Annotated in this window: 11 protein-coding genes and 1 tRNA gene (1 of these 12 cut by a window edge); 6 read left to right on the forward strand and 6 right to left on the reverse strand. The window is 46.5% G+C overall.

The annotated features are described in order from the left end of the window. The 3 genes in view from ELAC_RS06970 to ELAC_RS06980 are tightly spaced (at most 1 nt apart) and all read right to left on the reverse strand, a layout consistent with a single transcriptional unit that may run on beyond the window. A protein-coding gene (locus tag ELAC_RS06970) for a metal ABC transporter permease (RefSeq protein WP_476702592.1) crosses the window boundary here: on the reverse strand, positions 1–646 show its 5' portion. The gene continues 227 nt to the left of window position 1, outside the view; only the first 646 of its 873 coding nucleotides appear in the window; the start codon lies at positions 644–646; its stop codon lies beyond the left edge, outside the window. Between the two features lies 1 nt (position 647). Beyond that, entirely contained in the window at positions 648–1,409 is a 762-nt protein-coding gene (locus tag ELAC_RS06975) for a metal ABC transporter ATP-binding protein (RefSeq protein ID WP_098038570.1), read from the reverse strand. Beyond that, the gene (locus ELAC_RS06980) at positions 1,410–2,315 is read right to left on the reverse strand and encodes a metal ABC transporter solute-binding protein, Zn/Mn family (RefSeq protein WP_098038571.1); all 906 of its coding nucleotides are present in this window, start codon (positions 2,313–2,315) and stop codon (positions 1,410–1,412) included. A gap of 305 nt (positions 2,316–2,620) precedes the next feature. Between ELAC_RS06980 and ELAC_RS06985 the strand changes: the two genes are divergently transcribed. From ELAC_RS06985 to ELAC_RS07005, 5 genes are all read left to right on the forward strand, one after another. Further along, positions 2,621–2,708 (forward strand) — tRNA-Ser (locus ELAC_RS06985). Between the two features lie 86 nt (positions 2,709–2,794). Continuing rightward, positions 2,795–3,364 (forward strand): ferric reductase-like transmembrane domain-containing protein, encoded by a 570-nt coding sequence (locus tag ELAC_RS06990; protein WP_098038572.1) that lies wholly within the window; start codon positions 2,795–2,797, stop codon positions 3,362–3,364. Positions 3,365–3,467: 103 nt separating this feature from the next. Continuing rightward, on the forward strand, positions 3,468–4,292 hold the full coding sequence (locus ELAC_RS06995) for a glycosyltransferase family protein (RefSeq protein ID WP_098038573.1): 825 nt from the start codon (positions 3,468–3,470) through the stop codon (positions 4,290–4,292). Between the two features lie 107 nt (positions 4,293–4,399). After that, the gene (locus ELAC_RS07000; protein WP_098038574.1) at positions 4,400–5,329 is read left to right on the forward strand and encodes an aminoglycoside phosphotransferase family protein; all 930 of its coding nucleotides are present in this window, start codon (positions 4,400–4,402) and stop codon (positions 5,327–5,329) included. Positions 5,330–5,386: 57 nt separating this feature from the next. Beyond that, positions 5,387–6,460, forward strand: coding sequence for an adenosine kinase (locus ELAC_RS07005; RefSeq protein WP_098038575.1), 1,074 nt, complete (start codon positions 5,387–5,389; stop codon positions 6,458–6,460). Here the strand turns inward: ELAC_RS07005 and ELAC_RS07010 are convergent. Then, a complete protein-coding gene (locus tag ELAC_RS07010; RefSeq protein ID WP_158227831.1) occupies positions 6,434–7,315 on the reverse strand; it encodes an efflux RND transporter periplasmic adaptor subunit in 882 nt (293 codons plus the stop codon). The genes ELAC_RS07005 and ELAC_RS07010 overlap by 27 nt on opposite strands. Position 7,316: 1 nt before the next feature. Next, positions 7,317–8,795: a TolC family protein gene (locus ELAC_RS07015; protein WP_098038577.1), complete on the reverse strand. Its 1,479-nt coding sequence runs from the start codon at positions 8,793–8,795 to the stop codon at positions 7,317–7,319. Positions 8,796–8,949: 154 nt separating this feature from the next. Here ELAC_RS07015 and ELAC_RS07020 point away from each other — a divergent pair, with 154 nt between their 5' ends. Next, positions 8,950–11,088, forward strand: coding sequence for a site-2 protease family protein (locus tag ELAC_RS07020; protein WP_098038578.1), 2,139 nt, complete (start codon positions 8,950–8,952; stop codon positions 11,086–11,088). 20 nt (positions 11,089–11,108) lie between these two features. On the opposite strand, the gene ELAC_RS07025 is transcribed toward ELAC_RS07020, so the two are convergent. Beyond that, on the reverse strand, positions 11,109–12,577 hold a 1,469-nt coding region (locus tag ELAC_RS07025), incomplete at its 5' end, for a hypothetical protein (protein WP_204250544.1).

The raw sequence follows: 12,577 nt of genomic DNA on the forward strand, positions 1-12,577 counted from the left end.
CAGGCGGCACCGCCAGCATCATCATCACGAGAATAATCCCTACGACCTGAATCAGAAGGACCACGCAGATCCCTGTCAGAATGAGAAGAATCATGTAGAGCAGTTTAACGTTTTGTCCTTGTAGAAAGGCCTGATCCTCATCGAAGCATATAGCCAGAAAGCGCTTATGCAAAAGCAGCACCGTGCCAATGACAACGCCATCCAAAACAGTCAGCACTACCAGGTCTTCCTGAGTGACCCACAAAATATTGCCCACCAAAAAGTTCGCCAGCTCAACGTTAAACCCTGGAGTGATCGAAATAAATACGACTCCAATCGCCATGCCGACCGCCCAAAGGGCAGCGATCACGGAGTCTTCCCTCTCCCTGCGATAAAGGTGGATCCAACCGATGAGAAGACTGGATAAAACCGCCGATGAAAGAGCTCCAAGAAGGGGGCTTGCCCACATAAGGCCGTGCACCCTTTCCAGCCAAAGGCAAAACCCAATTCCCGACAGGACGGAATGGGATATGCCGCCGCTGATAAAGGATATTCTTTTGACAACAACGTAAGATCCAACAATTCCCCCAGCAAGGGATGCCAAGACTCCCGCAAAAAGAGCGGAGATGAACAAGGGATTTGTAAAAAGTAGCTCCAAAAAGGCCATATCAAGCGTCCGGTTTTATAATCTGCAGGCGGCAGTTGTCTTTTTTCATCTCTTTGGTGAGCAGAGGAGCGTGATAGAGCCCCAGGGCAAAGTGTTCGCACACTTCGCTCGCCTTGAAGCAAGAGACCTCTCTTTCAACGCACACTACCCTGTCCACCATCTCAACTGCTGTCTTCAAATCGTGCGTTACAAGCACCACGGTGATGCGGCGGCTTAAACTCTTTAAAAGGGAAAAAATTTGCGCTTCTGCTTCTTTGTCCACACTCGCCGTGGGCTCGTCGAGTAGGAGCAGCTGAGGATTTGAGGCGAGGGCTCTTGCAATTAAAGCTCTTTGCATCTGGCCTCCCGACAATGTACCCAATGACCGTCCTGCCAGATCAAGCAAGCCCACCTGCTCAAGGGACTCTTCAGCAGCCTGAATATCTTTCTTAGAAAAAACACCCCACCAGGGGAGCCACTTCAGCCTACCCTCCAAAACCAGTTCAAGAACGCTGATAGGGAATGATTTGTCAAAACCGGGATGCTGAGGGACATATCCAAAAAAGTTGAGAGCTTCCTTAGGCGCGTGTCCAAAAATCTCCACCTTGCCGCATCGGATATCCAAAAGCCCCATCACGATTTTAAGCAGCGTCGACTTGCCTCCGCCATTCGGCCCGATAATTCCGATGAATTCCCCTTCTTCAATTTGGAAATTCACATCTTTTAAAACAATGCTGTCGGAGTAGCCGAAAGTGAGATTTTCTACCTTGATGGCCGGTTTCATTTACTTGCTCTCCGGCCTTGACTTAGCAAACAGCTCAGCCATCTTCTTGAGGTTTTCGAAGTAGTTGTCGCTGTAAGGATTGACTTCAACAAGAGACGCTCCCAGATACTCGGCAATTACTTTGGCACCTTTAGAAGGATGCTGAGGCTGGGTGAAGATCGTGTTGATATGAGCGCTCTTTGCTGTTTGAACAACCGCCAAAATCTGCTTCTGCGTCGGCTCCCTTCCTTCAAATTCGATGGTAACCTGGCTTAGCCCAAAGTCGCGCGCGAGGTAGCCGAAAGAGGGGTGAGAGACTAAGATCGTGAGCGGATCGCTTTTGGGCAAGATGAGATTTAACTGCTGTTCAACAGCATCAAGTTTATGTTGCAACTCCTGAGTGTTTCTCTCAAACTCTTCTCTTTTTTCCGGATGCATTTCAATAAGCGAATCCCTGATGGTGTTGACCTGAACTTTCATTTCTCTCGGGCTTAGCCATACGTGAGGATCAAATCCCTGAGAAAGGCACAGTCCGCCTTTATGGCAGTGGCCATCATGACAGTGCCCCTCATGAAGGTGGCTTTCATCTCCGCGGATAAGATCGACACCCTTCCTCAGATCAACGATTTTAATCGATGGGTTCATACCTCTGATTGTTTTGACGACTCTTGGTTCAAAACTCTCTCCCATGACAAACCATAATTTGGCTTGAGCTGCCTCCACCATCTGCCGCGGATTCGGCTCAAAAGAGTGCGCCGAAGCGCCCTGAGGCACCATCACCTCAACATCAAAAAGATCTCCCCCGATGGCATGAACAAAATAGCTGTAGGGAGTTATGGTCACTAACACCTTCTCTTTGACACTTCTCTCTTCAGCCGCGAGAGAAAAAATAAAGAGCAGTCCCAGGGAAAGTAATCTGATCAGCATGAAAAACCTATAGTGTATATACCGAAGGCGATTCAAAATTTAGTTTTTGGCATTAGGAAGGCCACAATCACAAATTCTGAGGCGTCTTCGATATAGAAGAGGTCGAGACACTTAAAAAGCCCATAAAGGCTTGAAATGATAAATTATTCCTCTATATTTTCCATTAAAAAAGGAATATACGCAAGGAAGAGCGTCACCCACAAAAGATCGTTAAATTCGAGAAAAGCAAAAATTCGTCGAAATAACCCTCAACAGATCCTTGCCTTTTTATTGAAGAAGCTATATGATCAAGCCTCATTTCCTTTGGAGGAGTGTCCGAGTGGCCGAAGGAGCACGCCTGGAAAGTGTGTATACGCTAAACACGTATCGTGGGTTCGAATCCCACCTCCTCCGAAATGCTTAACGAACCAAATTAAAGCTTGGTTCAACGTCTTCCCCCCCGTTAGGGTAGTTGCTTAGACAAAAAAGCGCTCTATTTCATGTCATTCCCCACCAATAAATTAGCCTGGATCGTCACTCAATCCACCGCGCTATTGATGTTGACAATCCTCTTGATTCATCCAGGCTCATGGCCTGAAATTATCACCTATTCCGGATATTTTGCTGTCGGTTACTTAGTTCTGACTCTTTCATTGAATCCCCTCCGCTTCCTATTCCCCAGATTTCAGTGGATAAAAAACATCAATCGCTACAGGAAAGAGCTGGGAGTGGCGTGCTTTTCCCACGCGGCCGTCCACCTGACTTCATTTCTCGTGAAAAGAGGAGGGCTATCGAACGCGCTCCCTTATCTGGCCCACCCCGCGATCATTCCAGCAATCTGGATTGCCTTTCCCCTCTTGTTTGCTTTAGCACTCACCAGCAATCAAAAAAGCGTTCAAATACTCTCATACCCTAGATGGAAAAGATTGCACCGCAAGGTTTATTGGGCCGAAGCAGCTGTTTTTATCCATATGGTTCTTGTGGGCAAGTGGATCTTAGCCCTGATGCTCTTTATCCCTTTGCTCTTAGTTCAGTGGCTCCGAAAAAAAGGCGAGAAGAGCGGCAGGTAGCCAAAGCGCTCTCTAGTCCGGTTCATTCCACCGCATTAGACTCTTGTCGGAAAGTAGCGCTTCATGCGCTAATGCCAGTATACAAGAAGACAGTACAGCGCACATGGTCAAGCAAGATATCTCACCCCGTCCGACATCATGGAAGCATCAAAAACCATTTCGTGATACAGGCGTCATCACCGGTGGAGACAGGCAAATTGAATATTTAATTCCCTGGTGGTTAGATTGCTTTAAAAAACACTCCCGTCTGCCTGTTCTCTTTTGCGATCTAGGACTGTCCCCGAAAGCAAGAGAGTGGGTTTCCCAATTCTTTGAACTGCTTCCACTGGATATCTCCCAGGATCTTTTCAAAAAACGGTTCCAAGAAAAGGAACCCTCCTTTGAGAACCTGGATGAAAATGCGCGTCTATACAGGGAGAAAATGCGGATAGCCTGGTTTAAAAAGCCGTTCATCCTTCTTCAGACCCCTTTTAAGCGCTCACTTTGGCTGGATATTGATTGCGAAGTGCAAAATGACATCAATCCGCTGTTTGCTTTTGCGGAAAAATCCACCGCCATGGCGGCCCTGACACCTGCTGCCGAGCACATCAGCACATCTAAAAAAGCATATGGTCTTATCGCTCATGAAGGAGTCGACTACAATGCCGGTGTCATCCCTTTTCTCCACGGGTCTCCCCTGATCCCCTCTTGGGCAGAGGACACTCTGGATTGCGATCGCTATTTCCCCGGGGATCAAGAGATCCTCGCTCACACAATCTTAGAAAGGAAGCATCAGGTCGCTCTTCTGCCAAGGATCTACAACTGGCAAATACCTGACTGGGGAACCAATAGGGCAGCTACCATTCAGCATTGGAAAGGAGGAAATGCTAAGCATTTTCTTATCAACCACGTCATTTTGAAGAAGAAGGAATATCAGGCGCTAATCTAAGAGCCTGTTATGAAACTGAAATCGTATGATTTGTTTGCCGAATTTTGAGTTCATTTCGGTATAAATCCTCCCGATGGTATACAGGCGGCTAAAAATTCGGTACTCTCATGCTTGCTGATTGCCCCCCTTCCCACTATGAGATTCAAATCGAAAAAAAATACCATTCGATGGAGATAAGAGCGCAATTTGTCGCAAAAGCCTTTAAAACCGATCAAGGTCTCGATAGCGTCTCTTTGATGCCCCTTGGCGGGGGAGCGAGCCAAAGCACCTACCTGCTTAAATCCGGACAACACTCCTTCGTAATCAAACTTTTCGATGATTCAGCCCCTCTCTCCGATATTCTCCTCATCTTCCACTCATACCAGAAAGCGGCGGAGATGGAGATCGGCCCTTCAATCCGGTGGCTTGATGTCAGACAAAAAGCTCTTATCATGGATTATATTGAGCCGAGGTACACCCCTGCTAATATCAAAGAGGCCTTAGCTGCCCTAAAAATTTTTCATCGCCCGCTTAGAAACGAACCCTTTTTAACAATTAACCAAAGAATTGAGGAGATACTCCTCAGAGATCCTGATTCTCACACGCTGTTTCATGAAGCCTATAAACGAATGATTCAGATAGAAAAAGCGGTCGGCCCCCCAAACGCCTTCTGTCATTTCGATTTTCACCGGAATAATATGATACAGGGCCATGCGGGAGTATTCCTGATTGATTTTGATGATGCAGGCCCTGGTCACCCATTCTATGATCTTGCTAAATTGACCTTGTATGGCTCAAAGGAGAGCAAAGAAAACATCCTTGAAAGTTACCTTGAGCGAAAGCCGCATCCGGAGGAGTGCGCCCTCTTTTTTCTTATGGAACAAACGGCCTATCTTTCCTCTGCTTCCAACCGTTACCTCAAATGGATCATTGGAAGTAAGACCTCCGATCCTCTTCATTGTGAAGCTATTACAGCTCTTTCTCTATTCTTAGAAAACACTAGCAAAGAGGGCTTTGAGTCTATTTTAAAACTTTGTTTTGAACAGCGTTTACATTAATTGTTTTACTGAGCATAATCGCCCCAATATTTTACTATTTCACCCTCAGGATGGCTCATGAGTAAACATTCACTACTTACAAAATTCGTTCTCTCCTGCCTTCTCCTCATCACTACCGCTTATGGAAAAGAGAGTACAAACGTGCTCGGTGTCGGAGCTGCTATTGTCGACTATCTTATCGAAGTGGAAGATGACTACCTTTTCACGATCTCAGGCTCCAAGGGTGGCTGTGAGCTTATCGATTACAAAAATTTTAAAAAGATTCTGCATGACAATCAGGACCGGCCGATCAGAACAGCCACAGGAGGCAGTGGTGCCAACACAGTCAAAGGACTTGCCAGGCTGAATATTCAAAGCGCCCTCTTAGGAAAAATCGGCCATGATGAAGAGGGGATGTTCTTTCTGAATCGTGTCGTTCAGATGGGAGTAATCCCTATGCTCATCCCATGCAATCTCCAAACTCAGCAGGTCATCTGCCTGATCACCCCCGACAAGCAAAGAACGATGCGCTGCTATCTAGGAGCCGGAGGACAATTTAAGGAGGCGGACCTCAACAAGGGCTTCTTTCTTGGCTTCAACCATGTCCACATTGAAGGATACGCACTACGTAACGGGAAGCTTGTTGAAGAGTCACTGAAGATGGCCAAAGAGTGTGGATGCACCACTTCCTTTGACCTTGGGTGCTATGAACTGGCCGAGGAATTTAAAGAGAGGATTCTCGAAAGAGTGCTTCCTCTTGTTGATATCGTGTTTGCCAATAAGGATGAATCCTTTCATCTGACGGGCAAATTTCCCAAAGCTGCCTGTGAAGATCTTCTCGCTATCTGCCCTACGGCGGTGGTCTTAGTGGGAAAAGATGGCTGTTATGTCGGTGAAAAAGGGATCGTCAAGCATTGCCCGACTAATGCCGTATCAATGCTCGATTCCACGGGCGCCGGCGATCTGTTTGCCAGCGGCTTTTTATATGGCTATCTGAAAGGGTATGAAGGAACTCTTTCTGCCCGCATCGGAAATTTCTTAGGAGGAAGCGTCGTCCAGGTCATCGGTGCAGAAATCCCCGATGAGAGATGGCCGGGGATTATTCGCGAGATAAACCGTATTGAATCAGAGGGCCATTCTCTTTTCCGATAAGCCGTTTTGAGAGCTTTCAATCAGAGCAGCAGGGTGCTCCGGGGTAGAAGTTGTCTCGGAGTGCTCATCCTCTTGCAATCGGGATAAACCGCTAATACCTGCCTGGCCCACCATACCGGCAATCAGCAGATCATGCGCATTGTCGATCTCCGCCTCTATTTTGACCGTTCCGGAAACTGCTTCAATAATGGGCGATATCCTAGTGATATTCGCCTCGATATCCTTTGGAAGTCCATCGATTTTCATCACGAGCGCACTACCATTTTTCAAGGTCGATAGCGCTGCTGAGGGGACTAAAAACCTCGCATAAAGCTTGCTGTCATCGACAATTTCCACCAACTCTTTTCCCGGCTGGCTTAGCTCGTACTCATCCAGATAGACTTTGACAACCTTTCCATTGTATGGCGCGCGAACAAAAGTCGACTCATAGAGTTTTTTTGCCTGCCAGTATTCCGAATTAGCCTGTGCCAGCTGTGCTTCAGCGCTTTTCAGATCAAAGAGGGAGGCGGACTTGTCTTCGAAAAGCCTTCTTGTGATATCCATCTCAACTGTGGCCTTGCTTAAATTGGCCTCGGTTTTTAGGAAGTTCGCATAATAGATTGTATCGTCCAGCTTTAATATCAGCTCACCTTTCTGTACCCTGTCGCCCATTTTTTTATTCACGGCAGTGACCGGAGACATCACTTCCGCCGAAATCAGCGTTTTCATCTTCGGCTCTAAGACAACAAGATACCGACTGCCCCTTTTCCCAGCCTCGTCAGCACTCTCATTTATCTGCTCTTCAGCTGCAGCCGTTAGCGACGAGAGACATAAAAGTGCAAATATATTCAGTGCCCATCTTTGAAAAAAAACCATTTCATTCCTGCCTGGAGTTGCTTTCAACTTTGAAATACCTGGGAAGTCCAATCGCATTATTTAAAAACTCTACGGAATTCTGGAGCTCGGCATACACCTTCATCGTGTTGACTTTCGCGAGCGCCGCATCAATTCTTGCGTTGATGTCGTCCGATTCACTGCGCTTGCCAAGCTTAGCCTGCAAATGGATGCTCTGCATCAACTTCTCTTGCGCTAAGCTATTATGCAACGACAAAAGGTACTGTTCCTTATTTTGCTCATAGAGGATTCTCCCCAAATTAACTTGAACTAAAATTCCCATGGAAAGAACAAGCCGATCCCTTCTGACGAGGCCCACTTCATCTTCCGCCACCTGCTGAAGAGAGTGATAATAGGGGATGCTGAGAAGGTCCCATGCAATGCCTGCACCGGCTGTTAGCCAATCCCTGTGGACTAAGAATCTGTTTTGATTGTAAAACTCCGTATCGAAGAGCCGAGCGGTGGGAAACTGACGCAATATCGCTTTTTTCACTTCATCTTTTGAGATTTTCAACTGCGTGTCGTTCTGATAAAGCTCAGTCCGTTTCATCAAAGCGATGTTTTCCAGATCAGTTTCGCTCGGAATATCCACTTCATAGGCAAAATCATTGTCAAAAACAATCTCAAAAGTCGTTCCAGGCCTCATTCCCATGGCGGAAGCTAAATCAACAAGAGCATTCTCATACTCTTTTTCGTATCCCTGCGTTGGGTCAGAAGAGTCAGTCCGGTCGTTAAAGCCCTTCAGCTGTATCTCTCGTTGATAGTAGCGTGCCAGCTTGCCGTAGGCATCCACGTCGGAGAGATAAATCCCTTCGTCGATTTGCTTTCTCAGCTTTTCTCTTTGCTCCCTCAACTCTCCGATCAAAGGTATCGCCGTGTCAATCGCGAATTTTGCCGAAGCGGCTTTCCAGTAGCTTCTCACCACCCTAAGGATGATATTTTGCTTGGCTCTTTGATACTCAAGATAATCAAGATTTATTCGATTGGCCGACTGCCTTGCTTGATAGTAGGAGAGGCCAAAATCGAGTAAATTCCACAAAACTCCGACACTGGCTTGAAAGTTGGTTTTATCCGATGAAACGCTGGCGGGTGAAAGTCCACCGTTAGTACGTACTGTCCTTGAGGTGGATGCTGCACTATTGCTTCTTTGTGAGATGTCCGCCTCGAGGTTCAACTCGGGTAGCATGCTTAATGTATCCGCCGTGGCAACTTCCCTTTGGATTCGGATTCTTTGGCGCAGCACCTCAAGATCCAAATCATTTTGCAAGGCAATCGCTATGATCTCATCTAAATCAAGCACGCTTCCCGGCGGAAGTTCATTTGCTTCCAGATAGGCTACATCATAAGCGGCATGGCAAAACCGCTCCCGCTCGGTGACTCCACAACCAGACGAAGTGCAACCGGTCAAGTTCAGCAGCAATACAGTTGCAGCACAAATCAGTAACAGAAAACGACAAATCATTTATACCTAATTGTTTACAATTGAATCAGCCAGGCAAATCGATGCGTCAAAAACACAGCCTAAACCATATACAAATTTTTAATTTACTTCCCCTTTTTAAAATCTGCCGCAGCGCATAAGATGCAACAAGATAAGAGAGGAGGATTCGTCACCGATGCCTGTTGCCACTGAAGATAAAAAGGATGCAATTAAGAAGGCGGTCATCCCCAATCTTAGAACAGATATTCAGCTGATCCCCGGTCCCAAGGACGAGAAGGGCCAGCCCATGTTTCAACTGTATGATCCGATCAGAAGGAAATATTTTCTGATCGGCTGGGAAGAGAAGCAGATCCTTAACCAGATTCGCCCGGGCATGACATATGAAGAATTGGTCCAAGCCATACACAACAACACCACTTTGAATATCAACGAAGAGGGGTTGAAAAGTTTCTTCGTTCAGGCGTCTGCCCTTAAGCTTTTAGAAGAGAAGCAATCAGCCCAGGCAGTTTTAAAAGAGTATGAGTCCAAAAACACTTTTAGCATCACCCAAGTCTTCACTCAGTACCTCTTCTTTAAACTTCCGCTTTTCAATCCTGATTCCTTTTTACAAAGGACGCTTCCCTACGTCTCATTCCTTGCCTCCCGGGGGGCGTTCGGATGCTATGGAGTGGTCGGCATTATCGGCCTTTTTTTCCTTTTAACCCGCTTTGATCAGTTCGTCCACACACTGACCTTTTTTTTCAACGCGAAAGGCTTTTTTGCCTATGCCCTCACTTTATTTGCAGTTAAGATCATCCATGAGATGTCTCATGCATATACTGCAGCTGCTTTAGGTGTTCGGGTGCCGACGATGGGTGTCGCGTTCTTAGTGCTTTGGCCCGTTTTGTACACCGATGTGACAGACAGCTGGAGGCTCACGGACCGCACGAAGCGGATCTGGATTTCATCAGCCGGAATCATTGCAGAAATGGCTCTTGCCGGTTTTGCGATGTGTCTTTGGAGTTTAACGGCTCCCGGCATTCTGAACAGCGCATGCTTTTTGGTTGCCTCTTCGAGCTTGATCAATACAATATTCGTTAATGCCAACCCGGCCATGCGCTATGACGGGTACTACATATTGATCGATTTTTGGGGGATTGACCATCTGCAGCAAAAAGCCTTCTCTATAACCCGATGGCAAGTTCGAGAGTGGCTTTTTGGATTCGGCATGCCCTGCCCTGAAACTTCCGACGCAACACAAAAAAGCTCTCTTATTCTCTTTGCCTTCTACACGATTGTCTACCGACTTGTCGTCTACACGACAGTAGCTGTTTTCGTCTATTACAAGTTTACGAAGGTACTCGGCATCCTTCTATTCTGTGCAGAGATCTATCTCTTCATCGCCAAACCTGTCTATGAAGAGATCGTCGCCCTTTGGAAGCTTAAAGCTCAGATGAAAATCAATTTCAGATCGCTCTCGACTCTTTTTGCCGCCTCCTTTGCCGTCCTCTTTTTCGTGATTCCCCTGCCTCACACAGCTGATTTCGCGGCAATCTCCTTCCCTGAAACCGAGCAGACTCTCTTTGTTCCCACCAGTGGCACGATAGATCACATTTATGTCAAAAAAGGGGAATGGCTAAACCAGGGAGAGACTATCGTCTCTCTAAAATCAAGAGAGATGTCGACCGAACTGAAGTCGCTTGAAGAAGAAACCTCTGCCTTACGCCAAGAACTCAACTCAGCCTATCTTGGAGAGAATAAGCATCTCTTGATTAAGGAGAAGCAGCAGCAGTATGACACAGCGATGCAACGCCTTGCAAAACTTCGGGAAATACAGGGACATCTTGTGATGAAAGCTGATGTGTCGGGATATCTTTATGACTGGGATAACAGCCTAAGACTAGGGCAATCCGTTTCAAAAGACGCCATTCTGGGAAAAATTGCCGATTTTAAAAATGTGACGATTGCCGTATTCATTCCAGAGACAGACATCTCGTTTGTTTCCATAGGAAAAGAGGTTTCATTTACCACCCATGATTTTTCCAAAATACAGGGAAATATCATCAAAATACTGCCCATGCGAGAAGCAAAACTTTCCTTTTTGCAGCTCTCATCCCTTGCCCACGGTGATCTGCCGGTGGTAAAGGATCCCAAAACGGGAGAGTATAACCTGATTGGCAGCTATTACATCGTTTATGTAGCGCCTGCCAATTCTGCCGACTTACCCTGGCTTGGCAAGCTGGGAAGAGTAGAGATGAGCCTCGGCTATCGCTCCTACCTCTACCTACTTCTTGAAAATGTTTACAAGACTCTTTGGCGCGAAAGCAATCTCTAAATAAGTGCACTTCATCCTGTTTAGAGTGGTTTCTCCATGTCTTCCAGAGCCTTCTTCACCACATCCGTGAAGCTGGATTTATCGTTGCTATCCATCTTTAGATGATCTTGTGTTAAGTCTGCCATATCTGAGTCCATAGCAAAAGCGCTTACGGTATAGGCAGCTGAAGAGTCCTGAAGACCTTGTGCTTTGATGTATTTTTCCAGATTGCTACCTTCAGCCGTTGGCAATTGAGTATCTACTCTTGCCTGCTGCAAGGGCCCCCTTGCCTCCCTGATGACATTTCCCTGAACCAAATCTGTCAGATTTTCGCCGACCTCCATGGCGACTGCCGTTGTCAAGAGTGTCGCATCGGAGCCCATTTTTGTGGATGGCTTCGAGGGATCGATCAGAATTTCACTCTTTTTCTCTGCGTCTTCGCTCAGGTTAAGAGTAGTGAAAGCAGAACCTTCGGGATAGAGAATCGAGGAGAACTGGGTATTTTGCATCTTTGCTAATTCGATTGGATCATAACCAACAGATTGCCCAGGGTTGTGCTCTTGGTATCCTCCGTAGTTTTCCAGAGGATCTTTTTGACTGTAGGGACCTTCTATTTTGTCGGACAACAAACTGTTAGAGGCAGTGATAAATCGAGGTTGATCAGAAGATTCCTGCATAATATCGGCACTTTTCAATGCTATCGAAGATTCGTTCGCCGCAAGAGGTGAAGCTGCAATTTCTACCGCCACACTACCATAGACGACAGGTGCTTCATTAGCGCTTTCCATTGTGTTTTCGGCAACGCTGATCGCAATTAGATCCGATCCACTAAAGCCGCTGAATGGAGTGTAGACAAGCCCATCCAATGCATCGTTGATGTCTTTCAAAGATCCTTTGAACACCATTTGAGTATTGTTTGCGCCATTGCCCTCAACAAATGTGAGTCCGCTCAGTTTAGAAAGCGTCATTTGGCCATGCTTTACGCTTAAGGTGACAGTATAGGTTGAATTTTGATCATTGTCGCCGATATGGATGGCGTTTCCATCCTGAGAACTCAATGTTAAATTCTGTCCTGCCTTCAACGATTGATCAACCGGTGCGGTAATTGTCGTTTCGTCATTAACTGCCTCGATATTAAGGGCTATTGTCTTAGCGTGAGACATTTCTTCTTCACCTGTCGTTTTATCGCTCACAAAAAGCGAAATGGAGGCTTCACCATTGTAATTTTCTTTCGGCATAAAGGTAAGTCCCTCGAGAGCTGCATTGACATCCGACAGTTTACCGGTAAAAACCATCACCGAATCTGAAGAGCCCGTGCCTTGTGTGAAAACAATTCCGTCGATCTGAGACAAAGTCAAGAAACCATTTTGCGATGTCAGCACAACTTGCACGACTTCATCACCGATATCGACATCGACGATGCTAATCCCATTGCCGGTTTCTTGACTCAAAACTAAAGCTACGTCTTCGGATGTCGTAATCGAATCTGGTGCACTAATTACCGGGGCAT

This window comes from Estrella lausannensis, from assembly GCF_900000175.1.
Classification (GTDB): domain Bacteria; phylum Chlamydiota; class Chlamydiia; order Chlamydiales; family Criblamydiaceae; genus Estrella; species Estrella lausannensis.